The sequence below is a fragment of the Mesorhizobium sp. WSM4904 genome, assembly GCF_029674545.1.
In the GTDB taxonomy this organism is placed as follows: domain Bacteria; phylum Pseudomonadota; class Alphaproteobacteria; order Rhizobiales; family Rhizobiaceae; genus Mesorhizobium.
This window is the reverse complement of record NZ_CP121354.1, coordinates 5,514,436-5,538,503: the sequence shown is the minus strand read 5'-3', so window position 1 is coordinate 5,538,503 and position 24,068 is coordinate 5,514,436. Positions and strand designations below refer to the sequence as shown.

Annotated in this window: 20 protein-coding genes; 6 read left to right on the top strand and 14 right to left on the bottom strand. The window is 64.4% G+C overall.

Annotation, left to right across the window (positions count from 1 at the left end; all coding sequences use genetic code 11):
* Both QAZ47_RS26915 and pepN read right to left on the bottom strand, forming a co-directional pair.
* Positions 1 to 2,322 (bottom strand): PAS domain-containing sensor histidine kinase, encoded by a 2,322-nt coding sequence (locus tag QAZ47_RS26915; RefSeq protein ID WP_278203823.1) that lies wholly within the window; start codon positions 2,320 to 2,322, stop codon positions 1 to 3.
* A 299-nt stretch (positions 2,323 to 2,621) separates the two neighbouring features.
* Positions 2,622 to 5,267 carry an aminopeptidase N gene (gene pepN, locus QAZ47_RS26910; protein WP_278231380.1) on the bottom strand — a complete coding sequence of 882 codons (2,646 nt, stop codon included), beginning with the start codon at positions 5,265 to 5,267 and terminating at the stop codon, positions 2,622 to 2,624.
* A gap of 152 nt (positions 5,268 to 5,419) precedes the next feature.
* Between pepN and QAZ47_RS26905 the strand changes: the two genes are divergently transcribed.
* A complete protein-coding gene (locus QAZ47_RS26905) occupies positions 5,420 to 6,367 on the top strand; it encodes a DMT family transporter (protein WP_278231379.1) in 948 nt (315 codons plus the stop codon).
* A gap of 76 nt (positions 6,368 to 6,443) precedes the next feature.
* Here the strand turns inward: QAZ47_RS26905 and QAZ47_RS26900 are convergent, their stop codons facing one another.
* The 3 genes from QAZ47_RS26900 to QAZ47_RS26890 form a co-directional block, all read right to left on the bottom strand.
* Positions 6,444 to 7,250 (bottom strand): helix-turn-helix transcriptional regulator, encoded by an 807-nt coding sequence (locus tag QAZ47_RS26900; RefSeq protein WP_278231378.1) that lies wholly within the window; start codon positions 7,248 to 7,250, stop codon positions 6,444 to 6,446.
* A gap of 242 nt (positions 7,251 to 7,492) precedes the next feature.
* The gene (locus tag QAZ47_RS26895; protein ID WP_278231377.1) at positions 7,493 to 8,416 is read right to left on the bottom strand and encodes a uracil-DNA glycosylase family protein; all 924 of its coding nucleotides are present in this window, start codon (positions 8,414 to 8,416) and stop codon (positions 7,493 to 7,495) included.
* 38 nt (positions 8,417 to 8,454) lie between these two features.
* Positions 8,455 to 9,093, bottom strand: coding sequence for a hypothetical protein (locus QAZ47_RS26890; RefSeq protein ID WP_278231376.1), 639 nt, complete (start codon positions 9,091 to 9,093; stop codon positions 8,455 to 8,457).
* 252 nt (positions 9,094 to 9,345) lie between these two features.
* Here QAZ47_RS26890 and QAZ47_RS26885 point away from each other — a divergent pair, with 252 nt between their 5' ends.
* A complete protein-coding gene (locus QAZ47_RS26885; RefSeq protein WP_278231375.1) occupies positions 9,346 to 11,025 on the top strand; it encodes an electron transfer flavoprotein-ubiquinone oxidoreductase in 1,680 nt (559 codons plus the stop codon).
* Positions 11,026 to 11,185: 160 nt separating this feature from the next.
* Entirely contained in the window at positions 11,186 to 11,776 is a 591-nt protein-coding gene (locus tag QAZ47_RS26880; protein WP_278231374.1) for a DUF922 domain-containing protein, read from the top strand.
* 64 nt (positions 11,777 to 11,840) lie between these two features.
* On the opposite strand, the gene QAZ47_RS26875 is transcribed toward QAZ47_RS26880, so the two are convergent.
* The 5 genes from QAZ47_RS26875 to QAZ47_RS26855 all read right to left on the bottom strand — a co-directional run bounded on the left by QAZ47_RS26875 (position 11,841) and on the right by QAZ47_RS26855 (position 15,526).
* Positions 11,841 to 12,851 (bottom strand): endonuclease/exonuclease/phosphatase family protein, encoded by a 1,011-nt coding sequence (locus QAZ47_RS26875; RefSeq protein WP_278233882.1) that lies wholly within the window; start codon positions 12,849 to 12,851, stop codon positions 11,841 to 11,843.
* 117 nt (positions 12,852 to 12,968) lie between these two features.
* Positions 12,969 to 14,429: an AMP nucleosidase gene (locus tag QAZ47_RS26870; protein WP_278231373.1), complete on the bottom strand. Its 1,461-nt coding sequence runs from the start codon at positions 14,427 to 14,429 to the stop codon at positions 12,969 to 12,971.
* Between the two features lie 127 nt (positions 14,430 to 14,556).
* Entirely contained in the window at positions 14,557 to 14,751 is a 195-nt protein-coding gene (locus QAZ47_RS26865; protein WP_278203809.1) for a hypothetical protein, read from the bottom strand.
* A gap of 32 nt (positions 14,752 to 14,783) precedes the next feature.
* Complete coding sequence (locus QAZ47_RS26860) at positions 14,784 to 14,936, bottom strand: hypothetical protein (protein ID WP_278231371.1); 153 nt, start codon at positions 14,934 to 14,936, stop codon at positions 14,784 to 14,786.
* Between the two features lie 248 nt (positions 14,937 to 15,184).
* The gene (locus tag QAZ47_RS26855; protein WP_278231370.1) at positions 15,185 to 15,526 is read right to left on the bottom strand and encodes a DUF2147 domain-containing protein; all 342 of its coding nucleotides are present in this window, start codon (positions 15,524 to 15,526) and stop codon (positions 15,185 to 15,187) included.
* Between the two features lie 437 nt (positions 15,527 to 15,963).
* Between QAZ47_RS26855 and QAZ47_RS26850 the strand changes: the two genes are divergently transcribed.
* Together QAZ47_RS26850 and QAZ47_RS26845 are read left to right on the top strand one after the other, a co-directional pair.
* On the top strand, positions 15,964 to 16,230 hold the full coding sequence (locus tag QAZ47_RS26850) for a sel1 repeat family protein (RefSeq protein ID WP_278203805.1): 267 nt from the start codon (positions 15,964 to 15,966) through the stop codon (positions 16,228 to 16,230).
* 371 nt (positions 16,231 to 16,601) lie between these two features.
* Complete coding sequence (locus tag QAZ47_RS26845) at positions 16,602 to 17,723, top strand: ABC transporter substrate-binding protein (RefSeq protein WP_278203803.1); 1,122 nt, start codon at positions 16,602 to 16,604, stop codon at positions 17,721 to 17,723.
* Between the two features lie 102 nt (positions 17,724 to 17,825).
* Here QAZ47_RS26845 and QAZ47_RS26840 read toward each other — a convergent pair whose 3' ends face one another.
* The 3 genes from QAZ47_RS26840 to QAZ47_RS26830 form a co-directional block, all read right to left on the bottom strand.
* Positions 17,826 to 19,790 (bottom strand): acetyl/propionyl/methylcrotonyl-CoA carboxylase subunit alpha, encoded by a 1,965-nt coding sequence (locus QAZ47_RS26840; RefSeq protein WP_278231369.1) that lies wholly within the window; start codon positions 19,788 to 19,790, stop codon positions 17,826 to 17,828.
* Positions 19,791 to 20,093: 303 nt separating this feature from the next.
* A complete protein-coding gene (locus QAZ47_RS26835; RefSeq protein WP_278231368.1) occupies positions 20,094 to 20,624 on the bottom strand; it encodes an O-acetyl-ADP-ribose deacetylase in 531 nt (176 codons plus the stop codon).
* Positions 20,625 to 20,626: 2 nt separating this feature from the next.
* On the bottom strand, positions 20,627 to 22,234 hold the full coding sequence (locus QAZ47_RS26830; RefSeq protein ID WP_278231367.1) for a carboxyl transferase domain-containing protein: 1,608 nt from the start codon (positions 22,232 to 22,234) through the stop codon (positions 20,627 to 20,629).
* Between the two features lie 290 nt (positions 22,235 to 22,524).
* Between QAZ47_RS26830 and QAZ47_RS26825 the strand changes: the two genes are divergently transcribed.
* Positions 22,525 to 22,872: a hypothetical protein gene (locus QAZ47_RS26825; RefSeq protein WP_278231366.1), complete on the top strand. Its 348-nt coding sequence runs from the start codon at positions 22,525 to 22,527 to the stop codon at positions 22,870 to 22,872.
* 17 nt (positions 22,873 to 22,889) lie between these two features.
* Here the strand turns inward: QAZ47_RS26825 and QAZ47_RS26820 are convergent, their stop codons facing one another.
* A complete protein-coding gene (locus tag QAZ47_RS26820) occupies positions 22,890 to 24,053 on the bottom strand; it encodes an isovaleryl-CoA dehydrogenase (protein WP_278231365.1) in 1,164 nt (387 codons plus the stop codon).
* Positions 24,054 to 24,068 lie beyond the last annotated feature (15 nt).

The window sequence follows — 24,068 nt, the reverse complement described above, 5'->3', positions numbered from 1 at the left end:
TCAGGCCGCGGCCTTCACCGAAGCCGGTGCCTTCTTCAGCGGGATGCGCACTGACACGATGGTGCCGACGCCTTCGGTGGAGCGGATTTTCAGCGCGCCGCCCTGCAATTCGGCCAGCGAGCGCGAGATGGCCAGCCCGAGGCCCGAGCCGGTGTGGTTCTTGGAGAACTGGTTCTGCACCTGCTCGAACGGCCGGCCGAGCTTGCTCAGCGCCTGTTTCGGGATGCCGCAGCCATTGTCCTCGATGGTGAGCACCAGCGCGCCGGACGCGCTGCGCGCCCTGACCGTGATCTTGCCGCCCTGTCCGGTGAATTTCACCGCATTGGAGAGCAGGTTGATGGCGATCTGCTTGATCGCGCGGCGGTCGGCGTAGAGCCGCATGGAGTCGGCGATGCGCGTTTCCACCGTGATCGACTTTTCCGCCGCCTGCAGCGAGATGACGCGCACCGTCTCCTTGATCAGCGGGCAGAGGTCGATCTCCTCGCGGTCGAGCGAGAACTGGCCGGCCTCGATCTTCGACATGTCGAGTATGTCGTTGATGACCCCGAGCAGATATTTGCCGCTGCCGTTGATGTCGCTGGCATATTCCTCGTAGCGTTCGGAGCCGAGCGGCCCGAACAGTCGCTGTTCCATCAGTTCGGAAAAGCCGATGATGGCGTTGAGCGGCGTGCGCAACTCATGCGACATGTTGGCGAGGAATTCGGATTTCGCCCGGTTGGCCGCCTCGGCGCGCTCCGTCTCCTTCATGTATTTGCGGTTGAGCTCGACCAATTCCTTGGCGCGTTCCTCCTCGGCGCGGCGGGCGAGGCTGAGGTCGTGGATGGTCGCCATCAGGCGCCGTTCGCTGTCAACCAGCTTTTCCTGATGCAGCTTGATCTGGGTGATGTCGGAGCCGACCGAAACGATGCCGCCGTCCCTGGTCCTGAGCTCGTTGACTTGAAGCCAGCGGCCATCCGCCAGCTGCCTTTCAATCGTGATGCCGCCATGTGGCCCATTGGCGTTGGCCAGCCTGCGCTCCGAGGCGAAGGCGAGCATCCGCTCCTCCAGCATGTCGCGGGTCGCGCCCGGCACCACGTCGCGGTCCGAGAGCCCGTTGTCCTTCTGGAATTTGGAGTTGCACATGATCAGCCGCTCGGCGGCGTCCCACAGCACGAAGGACTCGTTGATGTTTTCGATCGCTGTCCTGAGCCGCATGTCCGCCGCTTCCGAGCGCAGCGCCAGATGCCGTTGCTCGGTGACGTCGACGGCGATGCCGATCAGCTGGATCTCGGGCGCTTCCGGATCGATCACCTGGGCACGGGCGCGCATCCACACCCATTGCCCATCGGCATGGCGCATGCGGAACACCTGGTCGATATGGTCGATCTCGCGCTCGACGATGCGGTTGGCGAGCTCGAAGAGATCGCCGTCGTCGGGATGGATGATTTCGTCGACCTCGCCGAACGACAGCATCGTATCGCAGGGCTCGTAGCCCAGCATGTCGTACATCGAGCGCGACCAGTACATCTTGCCGCGCACCATGTCCCAGTCCCACAGGCCGCAGCGGCCGCGCACCAGCGCCATGTCGATGCGCTGATGCGCCTCGAGATAGATGCGGTCGGCTGCCTGGGCGCGCGCCGCCTGGCCGAAATAGGCATAGAGGATGACGATCAGCACGCCGGCCGTCAGCACGAACAGCGTGACGTTGAGCGACACCGTCTTGCGCCAGCCTTCGAATACCGCCTCCTTGGGCACGAGCACCGCCGCGGCATTCTTGCGGTCGCCCGTGAGGCTGACGGCGGCGAACCAGTCCTTGCCGCCGATGCCGACATCCATCACGCCGGCGCGGTCGCCGAACATGAACAGCGGCTGGCCGCCGAGCACGAGGCTGTCCAGCGAGCGTCCCTGCCAGCCGGTCGACAACGGCGATACGGCGATGATCTTGAAGGCGCCGTCGGTGATCGCCAGCACATGGCTGCGGCTCATGGCGCCTTGGCGGCTGGTGTTTTCCAGAAGATCCATGGCATTGGCGCCGGCGGCATTCGGATCCGCCGTGATCGCCTGCGCCATCTGGCCGGCGGCCAAAGCCAGCACCGCCTTGGCGTCGCGCTCGACCTCGTCGCGCTCGTTCACCAGCGACAGGAAGCGAAGGGCTGCGATGACGATCAGGAAGATGATGATCAGCGCCGGGATCGAGCGGCGCAGCAGCGGCTCCGCCGCCAGCAGCCGCTGGTAGGCGGGTTCGGCGATCAGACGTGCATTGCCGGCAAGCCCGTCGCCCCTTGCTTCGCGACGCGCAAAAGCCTTTCCTCCGGGCGCGCCCCACGCGTCCGTCTTGGCCATAAATGGCACTCCCCGATTTGCCGCATACTTGACGACCCGGCTACGCCGCACGCCCGAATCGTCAGTAAAGAATCAAAGGTGATTCGCCTTGTCCAGAGGCAGGGCCAAAAAAGATTAAAAGTTGATTGAAATTCGTCGCTTTTGCCTTCTCCCCTTGTGGGAGAAGGTGGCCGAGCAAAGCTCGGCCGGATGAGGGGTGTTCCAGTAAACACCGACGTCTCATTCCTTCCAACACCCATCAACCGTCTCGGCGCTGCGCGCCGATCCACCTTCTCCCACAAGGGGAGAAGGAGAGGACGTCACGCCAGCGTGCGCTCCACGATGTCGCGCAGATCGGCCGACAGGTCCTCGGCGTTCGCCATCTGCAGCAGCGCCTGCCTTGCCTTGTCCTGCCGGATCGGCTCCAGCGAGCGCCAGGACCGCAGCGCCGTCGCCAGCCTTGCCGCCACTTGCGGGTTGCGTTTCTCCACCTCCAGCACGGTCTCGGCAAAGAAGCGGTAGCCTTGACCGTCGGCGCGGTGGAAGCCGGTCTGGTTGGCGCTGGAAAAAGTGCCGATCAGCGAGCGCACCCGGTTCGGGTTGGCGATCGAGAAGGCAGGGTGCTGCATCAGGGCACGCACCTTGTCGACGGTCTGCGCTCCGGGCACACCGGCCTGGATCTGGAACCATTTGTCGAGCACCAGCGCGTCGCCGCGATATCTTGCTTCGAAGCTTGCCAGCGCCTCGTCCGCTTCAGGAGAGCCGGCGTGGCGGTGCGCCAGCACGGTGAGCGCCGCGGCGCGGTCGGTCATGTTGGTTGCCGCGCCGAAATGCGCGGCGGCAAGTGCCGTGCCCTCGGGCAGCAACGACAGGTAGTCGAGCAGGATGTTGCGCAGCGCCCGCCGCCCGGCGCTCGCCGCGTCCGGCGTGAACGGACCTTCGTCGGCGAGGCTGTCGTAGAGCGCCGAGAAGGTGTCGCGGTTTGCGGCGGCGATCGACCGCGCCAGCGCCTCGCGGGCCGCGAAGATGGCGTCGGGGTCGATGCCCTTGCCGATGTCGCGGGCGATGTCGACCTCGCCGGGCAGCGACAGCGCCAGCGCCCGGTAGGCCGGCTCCAGCGCCTCGTCGCCGGCGATTCTGCCGGCAAGCTCGGCGAGCCTTTCCGCGAAGACCGGCTCCTTGCCGCCAAGCACCTGGCGGAAGGCCGCGATCAGCGCGTCGGTGAGCAGTGTGTTGAAGGCCTGCCAACGCGAGAAAGAGTCGCTGTCATGGCTGGCGAGGAAGAACTGGTCGTCGGCCTTCTGCTGCACCGAGAGCGTGATCGGCGCCGAGAAGCCGCGGTTGAGCGAGACCGAAGGCCGCTCCGAAACGCCCGAGAAGCGCACCGTGTGCCGCCGCTTGCGGACATGGATGACGCCATTTTCCACGCTGGCGCCGTCGACGGCCGCCCAAGTGACAGGTTTGCCGCTCGCGCCGACCAGGCCGAAGGCCAGCGGAATATGCATCAGCCGCTTGCGGCTTTCAGACGGCGTCGGCGGCACCGATTGTTCGATCTCCAGCGTGAACACCTTGGCCGCCGCATTGTAGGAGGAACTCACCGTCAGGTTCGGCGTGCCGGCCTGGTGGTACCAGAGCGCGAACTGCGCGAGGTCGCGGCCCGAAACGTCCTCGAAGACTTTGAGGAAATCCTCGATGGTTGCAGCCTCTCCGTCATGCCGCTCGAAATAGAGGTCCATGCCGGCGCGGAAGAGTTCGGCACCGAGAATGGTGCGGATCATGCGCACCACTTCCGAGCCCTTCTCGTAGACGGTCGCTGTATAGAAGTTGTTGATCTCGCGGTAGCGGCGCGGCCGCACCGGATGCGCCAGCGGTCCCTGGTCCTCGGGGAACTGGTGCGCACGCAGCGTGCGCACCTCGGCGATGCGCTTCACCGCGCGCGAGCGCTGGTCGGCGGAGAATTCGTGGTCGCGGTAGACGGTTAGCCCTTCCTTCAGGCAGAGCTGGAACCAGTCGCGGCAAGTGATTCTGTTGCCGGTCCAATTGTGAAAATATTCATGCGCGATGATCGCCTCGATATTGGCGAAGTCGGCGTCGGTGGCGGTTTCCTCGTCGGCCAGGACATATTTGTCGTTGAAGATGTTGAGCCCCTTGTTCTCCATCGCTCCCATGTTGAAGTCCGACACGGCGACGATGTTGAAGACGTCGAGATCGTATTCGCGGCCGAATGCTTCCTCGTCCCATTTCATCGAGCGCTTCAGCGCGTCCATCGCGTAGCCGGCGAGCCGCTCCTTGCCGGGCTCGACATAGATGCCCAGCTCGACCTCGCGGCCGGACATGGTGGTGAAGCTGCCCGCCACCTTGCCGAGCGCGCCCGCCACCAGCGCGAAGAGATAGGAGGGTTTCGGGAAGGGGTCGTGCCAGACGGCGAAGTGCTTGCCGTCTGCGAGCGTGCCGCTTTCGACGGGGTTGCCGTTGGAAAGCAAAAGCGGCGCCTCGTTGTGGGGCGCCTCGATGCGCACGGTGTAGACGGAGAGGATGTCGGGCCGGTCGAGGAAATAGGTGATGCGGCGGAAGCCCTCCGCCTCGCATTGCGTGCAGTAGACGTTGTTGGAGCGATAGAGGCCCATCAGGGCCTCGTTCTTGGACGGCGCGATCTCGGTCTCGAGGCGAAGCTCGAAGCGCCGTGCCGCCGGCGGCGTCGGAATGGTCAACAGGTCAGGCGTCGCCTGGTACTGTGCCGGCGCGAGCGCATGCCCGTCGACGGCAACGCTGATCAGCGTCAGCCCGTCGCCGTCGAGCACCAGCGGTGCGGAAGCGGCCACGCCTTCGCGCCGCTCGATGGTCAGCACGGCGGTGACGCGGGTCGCATCCGGTGACAGGCTAAAATCGAGACTGGTCCGCGGAATGAGATAATCGCTGGGGCGGTAGTCTTCGAGTTTGAAGACATGGCCGGTATCGGTGCGCATTCCGTTGGTTTTCCTGTCGATTTCAAGCGGACAGCGTCTGTTGCTGGCCTAAGAATTTTGAAGTCCGCGCTCTTTACACGAAACGGTCACTCGACAAAACTGCGCAGGGGTCTATTTCTGGGCTTCGTTTCCGACCATCGTCACGAGGCAAGATGACCGTCGATCACGCCGTCGGCCACGACACGCTGCGCGGCATTGCGCTGAAGATCGTCTCCGTGGCGGTCTTCGTCGGCATGCAGACCTGCATCAAGGCGGCCGGCGAGGTGCCCGCCGGGCAGATCGTCTTCTTCCGCTCCTTCTTCGCCATTTTCCCGATCGTCGGCTTCCTGGCGTTCAAGGGACAGCTGGCCACGGCCTTCGCCACGAAGCGGCCGTTCAACCACATCGCGCGCGGCGTCGTCGGCGTCGGCGCCATGGGCCTCGGCTTCTTCGCGCTGACCAGGCTGCCGCTGCCGGAGGTGATCACGCTGAACTATGCCCAGCCGCTGCTTGTGGTGGTGTTCTCCTCGGTCTTCCTCGGCGAGACGATCCGTGTCTATCGCTGGAGCGCGGTCGCCGTCGGCCTCGTCGGCGTGCTCATCATATCCTGGCCCGAACTGACGCTCTTGAATTCCGACGAAGCGCTCGACGACCAGGAAGTGCTGGGCGTCATGGCGGCGCTGATCGCCGCGGCGATCTCGGCTGTGGCGATGCTTCTGGTGCGCAACCTCGTGCAGACCGAAAAGACGGCGACCATCGTGCTGTGGTTCTCCTCGACCGCGAGCGTGCTTGCGCTGTTCACTCTGCCTTTCGGCTGGCAGGCGCTGACGCCGATGCAAGCCGCGCTCCTTGTCATAGGCGGCTTCTGCGGCGGGCTCGGCCAGATCCTGATGACGGCCGCCTACCGCCACGCCGAGGCCTCGGTCGTGGCGCCCTTCGAATACACCTCGATGATCCTCGGCGTCGTGGTCGGCTATTTCGTCTTCGGCGACGTGACGTCGCTCAATACGCTGATTGGCGGCGTGATCGTGGTGGCCGCCGGCATCTTCATCATCTGGCGCGAACGGCAACTCGGGCTCGAGCGCACGCGCACGAGGCGGGCCACGCCGCCGCAGGGGTGATCTGTTTAAAAAAGAACGCCGCAAAGGCCGAGTTCCGTCCTGCCGAACGTCTGAAAGCAGCGTCCAGCTGAGACGCCTACGTCGCCCGCTCCTTCGCCAGCCGCACCAGCACCGTCCGTGTCTGCTCGTCTGCCGGAAAGAAGGATTCGATCGCCAGTTCCGACAGCGTGACGTCGAGCGGCGTGCCGAACACGGTGATCGTGCTGATGAAGGACAGCACCTGATCGCCATGCGCGAGCCTGAGCGGATGCACGATGCCGCTCGGCTCGACCGGCGACGGCCTGCTGCTCTTCAGCCCGGACGGATAGGCGCGCAGCTCGCGCTCCAACTCGATCAGCGCCGGATCGCCGGTGGCGTCGTTCTGATGCTTGAGGCGTTCGAGCAGATGCGCCCGCCATTCGGCAAGATTGACGATGCGCGGCGCGACGCCGCCCGGATGCAGGCTGAGCCTCAGCACGTTGATCGGCGGTTTGAGCAGCGACGGCTCGGAAACGTCGGCCAGGAACGGGCCGATCGCCGCGTTGGCGGAAACGAGGTTCCAGTGCCGGTCGACGGCAAGCGCCGGGAAGGGTTCGTGGCCTCGAAGCACCGTCTCGACCGCGGCCATCGCCGGTGCCAGCGTCGCATCGGTAAGTGGCCTTTCGCTGAAGCTCGGCGCGAAGCCGGCCGCAAGCAAAAGCTGGTTGCGTTGGCGCAGCGGGATCGCAAGCTGCTCGGCCAGATGCAGCACCATCTCGCGCGAAGGCTGGGCGCGGCCGCTCTCGACGAAGGAAAGATGCCGCTGCGAGATATCGGCTTCCATGGCGAGGTCGAGCTGACTCATGCGCCGGCGCGTGCGCCATTCGCGAATGAGGCTGCCGGCTGAGATTTGGGATGTGGTCATGGGGGATGACTAGGGCGGAGAGAGATGCGTTTCAATTACCTGGGAGGTTATGGCTCCCCCTTCTCCCCTTGTGGGAGAAGGTGCGCCGAAGGCGACGGATCAGGGGTGTTGGACGGAGTGAGGCGGCGGATATTTGGCACCAATACCTTGGTGACGAAAGCCATCGCCAAGCTGGAACACCCCTCATCCGTCTTGTCGCTTCGCGACAATCCACCTTCTCCCACAAGGGGAGAAGGGGAGCTTTACCCCAACGCCCTCAGCTTCGCCTTCACCTCGAGGAAATCCCGCCAGGCCAGCTTCTTGTGCGCCGGCGTCCTGAGCAGATAGGCTGGATGCAGCGTCGGCATGGCCGGAATAGCGACGCCCGACGCAGTCGTGTGGACGCGCCAATTGCCGCGCAGGCGCAGGATACCCTCCGTCGTGTTGAGCAGCGTCTTGGCGGAAGGCCCGCCGAGATTGACCAACACTTTTGGATTGACCAGCTCGATCTGCCTTTCGATGAACGGGCGGCAAATCTCCGTTTCGTGCGGCGTCGGCGTGCGGTTGCCCGGCGGCCGCCACGGAATGACGTTGGCGATGTAGGCGGAGGTCCGATCGAGCCCGATCGCCGCCAGCATGCGGTCGAGCAGCCGGCCCGAGCGACCGACGAAGGGCAGGCCTTCGAGGTCCTCGTCACGACCCGGCGCTTCGCCGACCAGCATCAGGTCGGCATTCGGATTGCCGTCGGCGAAGACCAGGTTCTTGGCGGTGAATTTGAGGTTGCAGCCGTCGAAGGCCGCCATGTGCTGGCGCAGCTCGTCCAGCGTCGAGGCACTCGCCGCGAGCTGCCGCGCGAGCAAAGCCTGCGCCTCGTCGGGCACCGCGGCGGTGGCGGGCATCGGGCGAGCCGGCGCGTCCGGTATCCCGCTCGCATCCAGCCCGAGCGAAGGCGCAGGTCGCGCCGACGCCCTGCCTGCGTCGAGACTTGGCTCAGCCGCCCCTCTTTCTTGAGGCCTTTTTTCACGGACGGGCGCGACCGGCGCCGGCGCGCGCTCGGCCTGCTTGGGCCGGGCCTCAGCGAACCGGTTGACGGGCGCGTCCTCGAGCGCCTCGTCGACGCCGGCGCCGGCATAGAAGGCCAGCAACTCGGCAATATCGATCGGATTGTTGGGGGAGGCGGCAGTCATGGCGCCACCATCGTCCGCGAGGCGAAGATTTGCAACCTTTACCCCGTGGGTATGCGCGGATCCTGCACCAGGAAAAACGTCCAGCGCGGCGTGTAGTCGGTGATCAGGAACTCGAAGGTCGCCGTCTTCAGCGGGTCGACCTTGCCGTTCTTGAACAAGAGCCGGTCATAGGGTTCGAACTGGCGGTCGAAATCGGCGAAATTGCTCGAGACGATATTGTCGGGCTTCTTGTTGCGCTGGTCGAAGGACAGGCCGTCGCCAAACACGCTTGGCTGGTCGAGGATTTCCTGCAGCTCGAACTGGAACTCGACCCAAGGAAGCGCGCTGTTGTTCAGCACGTCGATGCGCATGTACATGATGCCGTTGGCGACGTCGCCGGCCTTGCCGAAGGCCTCGATCGGCCTGGTCGCGCGGATGGTCAGCGTCACCGGTGTCGCCGAATTCAGTTCCTCGGTGACGATCAGCGGGTCCTCCTTGGTGCCGATGCCAGAGACCCCGGTGATGCGGAAGCCGCCGAGCTCGTCGGAAAAGGAGTAGGCGCCGGTCGCCCAGACTTTCTGCGGATCGGCTTGCGCCGGAGCGATCAGAAAGAGGAGCGGAAGAACCGCGCGGCAGAGCACGCCGGGCGTGAAGAGTAAGCGCTTCAATGAAAAGCCGGATGGCTCGGGAGTGCGCATGGGGTCAAGTATTGCCGATAAGCAAGCCGCCAAACAATTAAAAACGTGCCGGACAGGCCTGGCCTTCCAACTGAACGGCCCTGGCCTATGCTTTGCGGTGGCCCATCCCAGGGCTGTTTCGTATGGAAAACCGCGACTTTTTGTCGAAATCGGCGTTGTCACGTCAGCACCGGTTTCGCGTCGCGAATTGATGCGCTATGCAGCGCGTGAGCCAGCAAAATGCAAGAATATGGCAAAGCCAGTGAGGGGTCGATGAGCGATATCGAACGCGAAAGCATGGAATTCGACGTGGTGATCGTCGGCGCCGGTCCTGCCGGCCTTGCCGCGGCTATCCGTTTGAAGCAGCTCAATCCCGACCTTTCCGTCGTCGTGCTGGAAAAGGGCGGCGAGGTCGGCGCCCACATTTTGTCAGGCGCCGTCGTCGACCCGATCGGCATCGACCGCCTTTTGCCTGGGTGGCGCGAGGAGGAGGGGCACCCGTTCAAGACGCCGGTGACCGACGATCATTTCCTGGTGCTCGGTCCCGCCGGCTCGTTCCGCCTGCCCAATTTCCTGATGCCGCCGCTGATGAACAATCACGGCAACTACATCGTCTCGCTCGGCAATGTCTGCCGCTGGCTGGCAACCAAGGCCGAGGCGCTCGGCGTCGAGATCTATCCGGGTTTCGCCGCGGCCAGCCTCGTCTACAACGAGGCTGGCGCCGTCACCGGCGTCATCACCGGCGACATGGGCGTCGAGAAGGACGGCACGCACGGCCCGGCCTACGCGCCCGGCATGGCGCTGATGGGCAAATATGTGCTGATCGGCGAGGGCGCGCGCGGCTCTTTGGCCAAGCAGCTCATCGCCAAATACAAACTTTCCGAAGGCCGCGAACCCGGCAAATACGGCATCGGCCTCAAGGAGCTCTGGCAGGTCAAGCCGGAGAACCACAAGCCGGGGCTGGTGCAGCATTCGTTCGGCTGGCCGCTCGACATGAAGACCGGCGGCGGCTCTTTCCTCTACCATCTCGAAGACAACCAGGTGGCTGTCGGCTTCGTCGTCCACCTGAACTACAAGAATCCTTATCTCTCGCCCTTCGAGGAATTCCAGCGCTTCAAGACGCATCCGACGATCAAAGGCACCTTCGAGGGCGCCAAGCGGATCGGCTATGGCGCCCGCGCCATCACCGAAGGCGGCTGGCAGTCGGTGCCGAAGCTGTCGTTCCCGGGCGGCGTGCTGATGGGCTGCGCGGCCGGCTTCGTCAACGTGCCGCGCATCAAGGGTTCGCACAATGCGGTGCTGTCCGGCATACTGGCGGCCGAGCATGTTGCCGAGGCGATCGGCGCTGGCCGTGCCAATGACGAGTTGACCTCCTACGAAGCGGCTTGGCGTGGCAGCGACATCGGGAAGGACCTGAAGAAGGTTCGCAACGTCAAGCCATTGTGGTCACGCTTCGGCACCATCGTCGGCGTCGGCATCGGCGGTCTCGACATGTGGCTGAACACGCTGTTCGGCTTCTCGCCTTTCGGCACGCTGAAGCACGGCAAGGCCGACTACGCCACGCTCGAACCCGCCTCCAAGCATCAGAAGATCGCTTATCCCAAGCCGGATGGCGTCTTGACATTCGACCGGCTCTCCTCGGTGTTTTTGTCCAACACCAATCACGAGGAAAACGAACCGGTGCATCTCATCGTCGCCGACGCGGCGCTGCAGCAGCGGTCCGAGCACGACGTCTTCGCCGGTCCGTCGACCCGCTACTGCCCGGCAGGCGTCTATGAATGGGTGGACAAGGACGGCAACGCCGCCGCTGATCCGTCCGCCAAGGACGTGCGCTTCGTCATCAACGCGCAGAACTGCGTTCACTGCAAGACCTGCGATATCAAGGACCCGAACCAGAACATCAACTGGGTGCCGCCACAAGGCGGAGAGGGGCCCGTCTATCAGGGCATGTAGAAGGCAATTGCCAAAGGTTTCTCGCTGCCCCTGACCCATACGTCTTCGGTGGCGCCGCCGCCGGCGCCTGCCTGCGAATAGGTTGCGGCATCGCAACCTCAAGGCTGTTGAAACCACCGCCTGCTTGTGTTTCCTTTTCCTGAAGATAGGGAGAACGACCATGCGGCTGGCGGTTCTGACATGCCTTGTCGCCCTCGGCGCGCTGTCGGCGCCACAGGCTTCGGCCGGCACCAGGGTGCTGGTCCAGACGCGCACCTACGACATTGCCGGCAATTCCGGCGCGGCGCTCATCGAGGCCATGGACAGCAAAGGCCCCAAGCACGGCTTCATGACGCATGCCATCGCCCAGACCGCCTACACGGCCGACTGGGAGCTGGGCGTCATCCCGGACAAGGGCTCGTGCCGGCTCAAGCAGGCAAACGGTACGCTCAATCTCTTCTACACCTTTCCGCGCGTCGCCTCGGCGACGCCGGCACTGAAGAAGCGATGGACCCGGTTTTTCGCCGGTGTGCGCGCCCACGAGGAAACCCATGGCCGCATCGCCAGGGAAATGATGCGCGTCACCGAGCGGTCGATCACCGGCCTCAAGGTCGCGGACGATCCCTATTGCTACAAGACGCGCCGCGAGGCGCGCCAGCGTATCCAGGCCGCCTACGCCGAATACGAGGCCAAGCAGAATGCCTTCGATGCCCGCGAGCACCGCGACGGCGGCAACGTCGAGCACCTGGTCGCAGCGTTGATCAAGCCTTAGCGGCGCGTTGCGAAACAGTTGACGCTGGCAGGGCAGAGGAGGCGCGAAGGAATACGGCGCTAGACTAACTGCCCGTCTTGCCAAGTTGTGCGTTTGCCGCCAGCGCCGATTCATGCTCGTCCTCTGGCGCTCTGTCGTCGGGCCGCAGCGAGAACTCGACCAGCACCGGCAAGTGGTCCGAGCCGTTGTCCTCCAGCCGCGTCGCCGAATGGATCGTCACTCCGCCCTTGCTGAACACCTGGTCGATCGGCAGGCCGGCGAAGCGTCGCACGAAGTCCGGCAGCTTCCCGTGGATCCAGGTTGGCCCGGCCGAAGGCATCACGGTCAATCCGCCGAGCGAGGCGACGCGCCGCACCGCCGCGCTCCACGGCACGGCGTTGCAGTCGCCGGCCATGATGGCGGTTTCGCCGAGCGCGGCAAGCGGCTCCGCCAGCTCGCCGATCTGCCAATACTGCTCGCGCGGCCAGGGCCAGCTCAGATGGATCGCGGCGACGTCGACGCCGGTGCCGCCGAAATCGATCGTGGCGGTCGCCATCGCGCCACGCGGTTCGCAGTGCGGCGCAGTGCCGGCGGCAAAGGGCCGCCGCGACAGCAGTGCGACGCCGAATACCCCGTTCGGATAGGCGCAAAGGATGCGGTACGGATAAGCGCTTGCGATATAGCCGAGCTCGGTCGCCCACATCTCCGACACCTCGTCGAGGGTGATCACATCAGGATTGGTCCGACCGATCAGCGACAGCACCTTCTTCGGTGTCGGATTGTCGTAGAGCAGGTTCATCTGCAGCAGGCTGTAGACGATCCGGTCGACGGGCTTGGCGACCGCCTGCTGCGGCCACAGCCTGGGCAGCGCGCTCATCGTCGTGGCGAGGCTGGCTATGGCGAAGAGCAGCACGGCCGCCGCTTGCAGCCGGTACGAGCCGGCAAGCAGCGGCAATGCCAGCAGCGCAGTCAAGACGCTCAGATGAATGCGGAAATGCGAGAACGAATCGAAGGCCGGATGCAGTGCGCCGAGGAACCCGGCCAGCAGCGCGGCCGAGAGTGCCATCATCGCCAGGAATGCCACCCCAGCCGTCATGTTCGAGCGCGCGCCGCCTGTTGCCATCTCAGTCGTGGTCTGTCGAATGCCGCTGGCAATCTGTTCGGCCTGCTTATCGGCCAAATTGCGGCCTGAGCAGGTGACGGATTGCCTCTGCTACTGGAAGGCCGTCTCGGAAAAACTTCTCAGCTTGCGCGAATGCAGCCGTTCCATCGGCATTTCGGCCAGCTTCTCCATCGCCTTGATGCCGATGGTGAGATGCTGCGCCACCTGCCGCTTGTAGAATTCCGTCGCCATGCCTGGCAGCTTCAACTCGCCATGCAGCGGCTTGTCGGAGACGCACAACAGCGTCCCGTAAGGCACGCGGAAGCGGAAGCCGTTGGCCGCGATCGTCGCCGATTCCATGTCGAGCGCGATGGCGCGGGATTGCGACAGGCGCTGCACCGGTCCGCGCTGGTCGCGCAGCTCCCAGTTGCGGTTGTCGATGGTGGCGACGGTGCCGGTGCGCATGATGCGCTTCAGATCGTAGCCGGAAAGCCCCGTGACTTCGGCCACCGCTTCCTGCAGCGCCACCTGGATTTCGGCCAGCGGCGGGATCGGCACCCAGACCGGCAGGTCGTCGTCCAGCACATGGTCCTCGCGCACATAGGCATGCGCCAGCACATAGTCGCCCAGCGCCTGCGTGTTGCGCAGACCGGCGCAATGGCCGAGCATCACCCAGGCATGCGGCCGAAGCACCGCGATATGGTCGGTGATGGTCTTGGCGTTGGAGGGGCCGACGCCGATATTGACCATGGTGATGCCGCCATGGCGCGGCTTCTTCAGGTGATAGGCCGGCATTTGCGGCAGGCGCTGCGGCGTCGTGCCTTCGCTTGGCGCGCTCGCCCCGGCTTTCGTCACCACATTGCCCGGCTCGACGAACTCGCTGTAGCCGCCACCGCCCTTCTCCATCAGGTCGCGGGCGCGCGCGACGAACTCGTCGATGTAGAACTGGTAATTGGTGAACAGCACGAAATTCTGGAAATGCTGCGGACTGGTCGCCGTGTAGTGCGTCATGCGGTGCAGCGAATAGTCGATGCGCTGCGCGGTGAACGGCGCCAGCGGCCTCGGCTCGCCGAACGCCACCTCGAAGGTGCCGTTGGCAATCTGGTCGTCGGTGCCGTCGAGGTCCGGCACGTCGAACAGGTCGCGGATCGGCCGCTTGATGCGCTCGGCAGCCGTGCCATCGACATAGGTGCCTTCCAGGAAGGCGAAATGCAGCGGGATCGGCGTGGTCGATTCCGATACCGTCACCTGGACGCCGTGATTGCGCATGATGAGCCGAAGCTGCTCGATGAGATAGTTCTCGAACAGCTTCGGCTGGGTGATGGTGGTGGCAAAATGCCCGGGCGTCGGCATATGGCCGTAGGCCTGGCGCGAGTCGATCTGGGAGAACGAGGTCGTGGTGACGCCGATCTGCGGATAGAAGGCCCTGTAGCGCTTGCTCTCGTCTCCGCCGGCGGCGAGCTTGGCGAAGGAATCGCGCAGGAATTTGGTGTTGCGGTCGTAAAGCGCCTCCAGCGCCGCGACCGCCTTCTTGGCGTCGTCGAAACTTTGCCTGCCGAAAGGCTCCGGCATCACGACCGATTCGATTGCTTGGGGGTAGATTCGCTTTTCCATGGCCCAATATAGGGATTTGGAAGAGCGCTTGGGAGGGGGAGGCAGGCGCGAAGCCTGCCCTGCGGCGTATTTTTCTTCGACCGTGTCAGCCGCGCTGCAGGCTGACCAGCAGCACGAAGCCGATGCCTGCCTTCTTCGGCGTCGGCGCCTCGATGACCGAACCGGCGTCGGCGCGCATCATCGGCACCGCCAGCACGGGAGCGGCAAGCAGCACCAGGATGAGCATCGCCCGCGGCAGGAGCCGAAGAGCCTTGAGGGTGGAGGTGGCGATGCGGTTCATGGTGGTCGTTCCGGTTTCGAGTATTGGTCGCTTCAGCGGTCGAAATGGTTCACGCAGTCCAGTCGGCAGGCGTCGGCCATTCCCGATGAGCGGCCCGGACGGTCGGCTTCGGCCACGAGGATGGCGAAGGACATGCCGAACAGGCTCATCAGCAGGCAGACGATGGTGAAGCGGCGGACAAGCATTGGTCTCTCCTTCAATGGTGAGGAGAATGCCCGCATGCCTCTGAACCGGTTCTGAGACCGGTATTCATCTACCGTTCAAATTGGTTGATGAGGCCTTGGTCTGGCTGATGCAAGTCGCCCAAAAGTGCGCACCGGTCTCGGGAAAAGCGACGTGCCTGAGAACAGGCAGCCTGCCGACGCGCTCCGAACGCTCCCAAAAGAAAACGGGGCCCGGCAGGCCCCGTTTTGCATCGTCAGCTGTACGGCGATCAGAGCTTGTGCCAGGTCTGGCTCTTGCAGATCAGCCCGCCGAGCACACAGCCGCTCATCTTGAGCGAGGCGCCGGAAAGCGTCGCCTTGCCGGAGTAGGTCTTGTCGGTTTCCGGGTCGGTTATGGTGCCGGTGTATTTGTTGTCGCCGGCTGCCTTGAATGAGCCGATGGTCTTGCCGGCATATTTGCCGGACTTCAGCGTGATGGAAAACGAGCCACTGCCGGCGATCGCCGCGGTCGAGCCGGCCTGCGTCTTCCAATTGCCTTCGATCGGGTCGGCCCACGCGGCGCCGGCCATGATCAGGGTGGCCGCCAGGGCCAGGCTTACTTTTCGAAACATATCTGTCCTCCTCCCTACAGGTTCCGGCGGGACTCGCTCCGCCTCTCTGTCCCTTACGCAAACGTAAGCTAATCCAGCCGCCGCCAAAACGAAAGCGGTGCCGCCGCGGAAGGTTGCAAGGATTTTGGCCGCCCGGGACCCTGAAAATGAACGGGTGGCGAAAAAGGCTTCGGTTTCCGTGGTTAGCGAAGTCTTGATTCCGGCGCCTGAAATTTTCATCGAATTTAGCGCAAAGAGGCGGAATTGCGCCATTCCTATGCTTAACAGTTTTTCGCGTTTACTTCTTGTTTTAGCTTTGTTTTCTTCAAATTAAGCAAGCCATTTAACGACGGATTCAAGGCGAGCCGTCATCCTCGAAAGCATCGAAAGAGCGGCCCGTCCCGAGGGACTTCAGGGGACAGAAGGAGGCAGCTCTCGGGAGCAGACAGGGGATTGAAATGGCACGTTTTGAAATGCTTGAAGACGGCTTCGGCGCCATGGGGGCAACTGCCCAGGCCGACATTCTTTTCGAACTGGGCATGATGTATGCGACCGGCCGCGACTGCGAGACCGACGTCGTCGCCGCCCACAAATGGTTCAACATCGCCGCGATCAAGGGCTCGGCCCGGGCCGCGGAGCTGCGCTCGGAACTGTCGGCCACGATGTCGAAAGCCGATATCGCCAGGGCGCTGCGCGAAGCACGCGAATGGATGACGATGCACTGATCTTGCGGGGCCAGGAGTCTTCAGGGGACAAGGCCGCGAAAAGACGGCCGGCAAAATAACGAGAAAGAACGCGGCAGGTCAACGAACCAAGCCGTGCGACAAGACAGGGAAGCGAGCGGGTTCAGGCGCGGGGGCGTCGGGGAAGCTCGACTGCAAAAAGCCGCGACCGGCCGGGACAAGGCCGGCGCGGCTTTTTGCATTTCACGATCCTCCTGCTTTCATCGCGGCTTGGCCCAAGCAATCCTCTCAAAAATGAACCAAATCCGGTTGCACTGTCCTCTCGACAGTTCCGGCGAAGGGTGAAATTGTCCCGGCTCTCTGGAAGAAGCGTGGCCGGAAGGGCCGCGCGCAAGTGGAGGAGTTCTATTGTCATGAAAAGATTGGGTATTTTGAGCGCGGCCGCATTGGGCCTGATGATGAGCGCATCGGTTGCCTTCGCCGACGACATCACCATTTCGGTGGTCGGCCCGATGACCGGTCAGCTCGCCACGATCGGCGATCAATTCAAGCAGGGCGCGCAGGCGGCAGCCGCCGCCATCAACGCGGCCGGCGGCGTCAATGGCTCCCAGATAAAGCTCGACATCGAGGACGACCAGTGCGATCCGAAGCAGGCTGTGTCGGTCGCCAACCGCATCGTCGCCAACGGCGTCAAGTTCGTCGACGGCCACGCCTGCTCGGGCTCGAGCATCCCGGCCTCCGCCGTCTATGCCGAGGCCGGCACGCTGATGATGACCCCGGCCTCATCCAACCCGGTGCTGACCGACGCCGCGGCGAAGTCCGGCTGGCCGACGATCATGCGTCTCTACACGCGTGACGACGCCCAGGGCGCCTTCATCGGCCCCTGGATCGCCAAGAAATATGCCGGCAAGAACATCGTCATCCTGCACGACAAGAGCGCCTACGGTCAGGGCGTTGCCGATGCCGTGAAGGCGACGATGAACGCCGGCGGACTCAAGGAGGTCGACTACGAAGGCATCAATGCCGGCGAGAAGGACTATTCGGCTCTGGTCACCAAGCTGAAGGAGCTCAAGGCCGACGTCGTCTATTTCGGCGGCTATCACCCGGAAGCCGGCCTCATCCTGCGCCAGTCGGCCGAGCAGAACGTCAAGTTCCAGCTCATCATGCCGGACTCGATCGCCTCGCCGGAATTCTGGCAGGTCGCCGGTCCGGCCGGTGAAGGCACCATGTTCGTCTTCCCGTCGGACCCGCAGGCCAAGCCGGAAGCGAAGGACGCGGTCGCCAAGATCAAGGCCGGCGGCTTCACCCCGGAAGGCTTCACGCTGTTCTCCTATGCGGTGATCCAGGCCGTCGCCGAAGGCATCAAGCGCGCCGGCACCGACGATCCGGGCAAGGTCGCTGAGGCGCTGAAGGACGGCAAGCCGATCAGCACCGTGGTCGGCGACGTCATCTTCGACGAGAAGGGCGATCTGAAGAACGCCAGCTATGACATCAACCAGTGGCACGACGGCAAATACGCGCCGATCAAGCCGTAATCGCTTCTGCATACGGACGGAGATGGCCGGGTACATCCCGGCCATTTCTTTTGGCGGATTGGAATTGCTGACCGACGCTGGCGCTGTCCCGCCGTCCCCGCCTCAGCCTTGGGCGTCCTCGACAAACCGCACCAGCACCGTGCCGTCGCTCACCTGCGCGCCCTCGGCCGCGATCTCGGCGACCACCCCGTCGTGCGGGGCGGCGATGGTGTGCTCCATCTTCATCGCCTCGAGGATCAACAGCGGCTGGCCCTTGATCACGGCATCGCCCGTGGCCGCGCGCACCAGCTTGACCAGTCCCGGCATCGGCGCGCGCAGGCTACCCGAAGCGGCCGCGGCCTCGTCCGACTTGGCGAGCGGGTCGGGAACCGCGAAGGTGTAGCCGGCCGCGCCTTCGAACACGGTGACGTGGCCCGGCCAGCGGGCGGTGCGCGGCAAGTTCCTGAGGTCGTGCGAATTGATTGCGTCATGCGGCGCCTCCAGCGCCACCTGGAAGCGGCCGTCCGGTCGTGCTGAGACGCGCGCCAGTATGTTCTCCTCGCCGAAGCGCAGCCGGATGCGGCGCGCGAGCGTATGGAAATGCGCATAACCCGCGAGCGCAGACCATGGATCGGCGGCCGGGCCGGGCGCGCCCGCATCGGTCGCCGCCAGTGCCGCCGCGGCGATTGCCTCATCGCTTGGCGCGGCAACGGCGACGAGAGCATCCTGATGACGGCCGATCAGGCCGGTGTCGACGTCGCCGGCCGCGAAATCGGCGTCGGCGGCGAGTGCCGCGAGGAAGGCGGTGTTGACGGTCGAGCCGGCAATTTCCGTCCGGGCAAGGGCGTCGAGCAGCGCGCCGAGCGCCGTGGTTCTGTCCTTGGCCCGCACCACCAGCTTGGCGATCATCGGGTCGTAGAAGGGCGAGATCGCGTCGCCGGCCCGCACGCCGGTTTCGATACGCATGGCGGTGCCCGCGTGCGAGGCGTCCGGGAATTTCAAATGGTGCAGCGTTCCTGTCGCGGGCAGGAAGCCTTTCGACGCGTCCTCGGCGTAGAGGCGCGCCTCGAAGGCATGTCCGGCAAGCACGATCTCGTCCTGCGTCTTCGGCAGTTTTTCACCCGAAGCGGCGCGCAATTGCCATTCGACCAGATCGACGCCGGTGACCATTTCGGTGACGGGATGCTCGACTTGGAGCCGCGTGTTCATTTCCATGAACCAGAAGCGGTCGGGCTTGAGCCCCGCGGAGGCGTCGACGATGAATTCGACCGTGCCGGCGCCCGAGTAGTTGATTGCCTTGGCGGCAGTGACGGCCGCTTCCGTCATCGCCTCGCGCAATTCAGGCGTCATGCCGGGGGCGGGCGCCTCCTCGATCACTTTCTGATGGCGGCGCTGCGCCGAGCAGTCGCGCTCGAACAAATGCACGGCATTGCCGAAATTGTCGCCAAACACCTGCACCTCGATATGGCGCGGCTTGTCGACGTATTTTTCCACCAGCACGCGGTCGTCGCCGAAGGCGGCCTTGGCCTCGCGCCGCGCTCCGGACAGCGCCTCCGAGAAATCGTCCGGATGGTCGACGCGCCGCATGCCCTTGCCGCCGCCGCCGGCGCGCGCCTTGATCAGCACGGGATAGCCGATCTCGCGCGCCTTGGAGGCGAGCAGCACGATCTCCTGCGCTTCGCCGTGATAGCCAGGCACCACCGGAACGCCGGCCTTTTCCATCAGCCGCTTGGCGGCGTCCTTCAGCCCCATGGCGCGGATCGAGGCGGCCGATGGCCCGATGAAGACCAGTCCGGCCTTCGTCACCTGGTCGACGAAGTCGGGGTTCTCCGACAGGAAGCCGTAGCCGGGATGGATCGCCTCGGCGCCGGTGGCAAGCGCCGCGGCAATGATCTTGTCTCCGCGCAGATAGCTTTCGCCGGCGGGTGAGGGGCCAATATGCACCGCTTCGTCGGCCATCTCGACATGCAAGGCGCGGGCATCGGGATCCGAGTAGACCGCGACAGTGCGCACGCCGAGCTTGCGCGCGGTGCGGATGACGCGGCAGGCGATCTCGCCGCGATTGGCGATCAGGATCTTGCCGAACATGGAGCCTCCGCAGGCAGAGTGTGCTTCGCGTTAAGAAGGCGTTCCTTCGCGCCCCCCTCTGTCCTGCCGGACATCTCCCCCACATGGGGGGAGATCGGACGCCGCCGACGTTTTCGCCGATCGCCAACGTTACAGTACGGGCGCTGTCGCCGAAGCTGCCAATCTCCCCCCTCGTGGGGGAGATGTCCGGCAGGACAGAGGGGGGCGCTGTCCCGCCAGCTTCTCCTGACATGCCAGAACACCTCCTTGCCAAGGGAGTGCCCTACCAACGTCGTCGCTTGAGCAATCATTTGGCCCATGGACTCAGTTCTCCCCAATACCAGTAAGGGCCCGCCGGTATAGCTCCGCCATCGCTTCGTCGAAGCAGCAGAAAGTAACGACCTCCGGCACGGTGTTTTGTCGCAGGAAGTCGGCTGTCGTGGCCACGGCGATCCCAGCCGCCTCGTCCTTCGGATAGCGATAGATGCCGGTCGAGATCGCCGGAAAAGCGACCGTCCGGCAGTCATGGTCGCGGGCGATTTCGAGCGAGCGTCGATAGCAGGAGGCGAGCAGATCGGCCTCGCCCCTGTCGCCGCCCTGCCAGACTGGCCCAACGGCGTGGATGACATAGCGCGCCGGCAAGCGATATCCCTTGGTCAGCTTGGCGTTGCCAGTGCTGCAACCGTTCAGCATGCGGCATTCGGCGAGAAGCTCCGGCCCTGCGGCGCGGTGGATGGCGCCGTCGACGCCGCCGCCACCGAGCAGCGAAGAATTGGCGGCATTGACGATGGCATCGACCGCGAGCCTGGTGATGTCGCCGGTGTGGACCCGGATCCTGTCACTGACGCCGTTCATCGTCACATCCTGAACACGCCGAACTTCGTCTCCTCGACCCCGGCATTGAGCGCGGCAGAGAGGCTGAGCGCCAGCACCTCGCGCGTCTTCGCCGGATCGATGATGCCATCGTCCCAGAGCCTTGCCGAGGAATAGAGCGGGTGGCCCTCATGCTCGTACTTCATCAGGATCGGCTTCCTGAACTTTGCTTCCTCCTCGGCGCTCCATTGCCCGCCCTTGCGCTCGATGCCCTCGCGCTTGACCATGGCGAGCACGGTCGCCGCCTGCTCGCCGCCCATCACCGAGATGCGCGCGTTCGGCCACATCCACAGGAAGCGGGGCGAATAGGCGCGCCCGCACATGCCGTAATTGCCGGCGCCGAAGGAGCCGCCGATGATGACGGTAAGCTTGGGCACGCGGGCCGTGGCGACCGCCGTCACCAGCTTGGCGCCATCCTTGGCTATGCCGCCGGCCTCGTACTTTCGCCCGACCATGAAGCCGGTGATGTTTTGCAGGAAGATCAGCGGAATGCCGCGCTGGCAGCAGAGCTCGATGAAATGCGCGCCCTTCAGCGCGCTTTCCGAAAACAGCACGCCGTTGTTGCCGAGGATGCCGACGGGCATGCCGTGCAGATGGGCAAAGCCGGTGACCAGGGTGGTGCCGTAATTCTGCTTGAACTCGTCGAACTCGGAGCCGTCGACAAGACGTGCGATCACCTCGCGCGCATCATAGGGCTGGCGCAAATCCGTCGGCACGATGCCGTAAAGTTCATGCGGGTCGTGAAGCGGCGGTGCAGGTTTCTGCAAGTTCAGGCTTGCGGCCTTGTTCCGATTGAGGTTCCTGACGATGCGCCGGCAAATGGCCAAGGCGTGTTCGTCGTCCATGGCGTAGTGGTCGGCGACGCCGGAAAGCCGGGTGTGGACATCGGCGCCGCCGAGTTCCTCGGCGCTGACATCCTCGCCGGTGGCGGCTTTTACCAGCGGCGGGCCGCCGAGAAAGATGGTCGCCTGGTTGCGCACCATGATCGTCTCGTCCGACATCGCCGGCACATAGGCGCCGCCCGCCGTGCAGGAGCCCATGACGCAGGCGATCTGCGGGATGCCGGCCGCCGACATGTTGGCCTGGTTGTAGAAGATGCGGCCGAAATGCTCACGGTCCGGGAAGACCTCGTCCTGATTGGGCAGATTGGCGCCGCCGCTGTCGACCAGGTAGACGCAGGGCAGGTTGTTCTGCAGCGCGATCTCCTGCGCGCGCAAATGCTTCTTCACCGTCAGCGGATAATAGGTGCCGCCCTTCACCGTTGCGTCGTTGACGACGACCATCACCTCCTTGCCCTCGATGCGGCCGATGCCGGTGATGATGCCCGCTGCCGGAATGTCCTCGCCATACATCGACCATGCCGCGAACTGGCCGACCTCGAGGAAGGGCGAGCCGGTGTCGAGCAGTTGCGCCAGCCGCTCGCGCGGCAACAGCTTGCCGCGGCCCTGGTGGCGCTCGCGCGCTTCGTCCGAGCCGCCGCGCTCGATGCCCGCCGCCTTCTCGGCAATATCGTCGACCAGCGCCCGCATGCGTTCGGCATTGGCGCGGAAGGTGTCGGTGGAGGGGGAGATTTGGGTTTGCAGTGTGGCCACGTTGTTCCTCACACCTCTTGATGCCGCAACGAAACCAGTGTAACAGCCCGCGCCCGGATGCTGCGTGCCAAGCGTTGCATCTTTTGTATGAGCGACACACTCAGGAGGCGATGATGAAAGGCATGCATATGCGCTTCACCAGATGTCTCCCTTCGGCCATGGCCTGACGCCGCCGAAGGGCGGCCTTCCACGTCCCGAATTTGAGCAAGAGGAACACGACGCCCGAGAGCGTCGTGGGTGTCGTCATGTATGTGCGGTTTGTAACGCCGCTGATCCATCCGAAGAGCCGGGTGGAGACCGGCTTTTTTCATGCGTCCGGGTATCTGCACCGGAACGGATGCCCTGACTGGATTCATGGTGAGCTTGAGGATCAGTTCGACTGGTTCAACCAGCATCTGCCCTTTCCCGGTCGGGTTGGCCGGCATTTCAAGCGGCGAAATTCGATCTGGGGTATCTGCTGGTTCCGCCCGGACGCCAGGGAAGCCATCAGCCGTGCGCGCTATTGCGCTTGGCTGATCGAGGAGGGCGGCTTGCCTGTGCGTTCGATCACGTCGCGGCGCCAACGCGAGATTCTGTGGCGCGATGCGCATCAGATCGTCGCCAAGCCAACCGACGACCTTCCCAAGGCGTTCGGCTGAGGTGGCGGAGGGGAACATCACACCCCCTCCGCCATGATCTCGCGGCCGATCAGCCAGCGGCGGATCTCGCTGGTGCCGGCGCCGATCTCGTAGAGCTTGGCGTCGCGCAGCAGCCGTCCGGTCGGATAATCGTTGATGTAGCCGTTGCCGCCGAGGAGCTGGATGGCGTCGAGCGCCATCTGCGTCGCCTTCTCGGCGGCAAACAGCACGCAGCCGGCGGCGTCCTTGCGTGTGGTCTCGCCGCGGTCGCAGGCGGCGGCCACCGCATAGACATAGGCCCGCGCCGCGTTCATCGTCGTGTACATGTCGGCGAGCTTGCCCTGCACCAGCTGAAAGCTGCCGATCGGCTGGCCGAATTGCTTGCGCTCGTGCACATAAGGCACCGCCACGTCGAGGCAGGCCGCCATCAGCCCGATCGGCCCGCCGGAAAGCACGGCGCGCTCATAGTCGAGGCCCGACATCAGCACCTCGACGCCGCGCCCTTCCTCATGCAGCACATTCTCGAACGGCACCTCGACATTCTCGAAGACGAGCTCGCCGGTGTTGGAGCCGCGCATGCCGAGCTTGTCGAGCTTCTGTGCCACCGAAAACCCGGCGAAGGCCTTCTCGATGATGAAGGCGGTGATGCCGCGCGAATGGCGCTCCGGGTCGGTCTTGGCGTAGACCACCAGCGTCTCGGCGTCAGGGCCGTTGGTGATCCACATTTTCGACCCGTTGAGCACGTAGCGGTCGTTGCGCTTTTCGGCGCGCAGGCGCAGCGACACCACGTCGGAGCCGGCGCCTGGTTCTGACATCGCCAGCGCGCCGACGCTTTCGCCGCTGCAGAGCGGGGGCAGGTACTTTTCTTTCTGCGCCGGTGTCGCCCAGCGGTTGATCTGGTTGACGCAGAGATTGGAATGCGCGCCGTAGGAAAGGCCGACCGAGGCGGATGCGCGCGAAATCTCTTCCATCGCCACGACATGCGCGAGATAGCCCATGCCGCTACCGCCGAAATCCGGATCGGCGGTGATGCCGAGCAGGCCGAGCGCGCCGAGCTCGGTCCACAGATGTGCCGGGAATTCGTTGGAGCGGTCGATCTCGGCCGCGATCGGCGCGATCCTGTCCTGCGCGAAGCGCCTTACCGTATCGCGCAGCGCCTCGATATCGGCATCGAGCCCGAAATTCAGCGTATTCGTGTACATATGGCGTTCCTCCCG

Excerpts from the sequence above, each read along its gene's own strand:
- QAZ47_RS26855 (WP_278231370.1), bottom strand. The coding sequence starts at position 15,526 with ATGTTTCGAAAAGTAAGCCTGGCCCTGGCGGCCACCCTGATCATGGCC.
- QAZ47_RS26860 (WP_278231371.1), bottom strand. The coding sequence starts at position 14,936 with ATGCTTGTCCGCCGCTTCACCATCGTCTGCCTGCTGATGAGCCTGTTC.
- QAZ47_RS26820 (WP_278231365.1), bottom strand. The coding sequence starts at position 24,053 with ATGTACACGAATACGCTGAATTTCGGGCTCGATGCCGATATCGAGGCG.
- QAZ47_RS26905 (WP_278231379.1), top strand. The coding sequence starts at position 5,420 with ATGACCGTCGATCACGCCGTCGGCCACGACACGCTGCGCGGCATTGCG.
- QAZ47_RS26835 (WP_278231368.1), bottom strand. The coding sequence starts at position 20,624 with ATGAACGGCGTCAGTGACAGGATCCGGGTCCACACCGGCGACATCACC.
- QAZ47_RS26875 (WP_278233882.1), bottom strand. The coding sequence starts at position 12,851 with ATGACGGCTGGGGTGGCATTCCTGGCGATGATGGCACTCTCGGCCGCG.
- pepN (WP_278231380.1), bottom strand. The coding sequence starts at position 5,267 with ATGCGCACCGATACCGGCCATGTCTTCAAACTCGAAGACTACCGCCCC.
- QAZ47_RS26880 (WP_278231374.1), top strand. The coding sequence starts at position 11,186 with ATGCGGCTGGCGGTTCTGACATGCCTTGTCGCCCTCGGCGCGCTGTCG.
- QAZ47_RS26900 (WP_278231378.1), bottom strand. The coding sequence starts at position 7,250 with ATGACCACATCCCAAATCTCAGCCGGCAGCCTCATTCGCGAATGGCGC.
- QAZ47_RS26895 (WP_278231377.1), bottom strand. The coding sequence starts at position 8,416 with ATGACTGCCGCCTCCCCCAACAATCCGATCGATATTGCCGAGTTGCTG.
- QAZ47_RS26915 (WP_278203823.1), bottom strand. The coding sequence starts at position 2,322 with ATGGCCAAGACGGACGCGTGGGGCGCGCCCGGAGGAAAGGCTTTTGCG.
- QAZ47_RS26850 (WP_278203805.1), top strand. The coding sequence starts at position 15,964 with ATGGCACGTTTTGAAATGCTTGAAGACGGCTTCGGCGCCATGGGGGCA.
- QAZ47_RS26885 (WP_278231375.1), top strand. The coding sequence starts at position 9,346 with ATGAGCGATATCGAACGCGAAAGCATGGAATTCGACGTGGTGATCGTC.
- QAZ47_RS26890 (WP_278231376.1), bottom strand. The coding sequence starts at position 9,093 with ATGCGCACTCCCGAGCCATCCGGCTTTTCATTGAAGCGCTTACTCTTC.
- QAZ47_RS26845 (WP_278203803.1), top strand. The coding sequence starts at position 16,602 with ATGAAAAGATTGGGTATTTTGAGCGCGGCCGCATTGGGCCTGATGATG.
- QAZ47_RS26865 (WP_278203809.1), bottom strand. The coding sequence starts at position 14,751 with ATGAACCGCATCGCCACCTCCACCCTCAAGGCTCTTCGGCTCCTGCCG.
- QAZ47_RS26870 (WP_278231373.1), bottom strand. The coding sequence starts at position 14,429 with ATGCCGGAGCCTTTCGGCAGGCAAAGTTTCGACGACGCCAAGAAGGCG.
- QAZ47_RS26840 (WP_278231369.1), bottom strand. The coding sequence starts at position 19,790 with ATGTTCGGCAAGATCCTGATCGCCAATCGCGGCGAGATCGCCTGCCGC.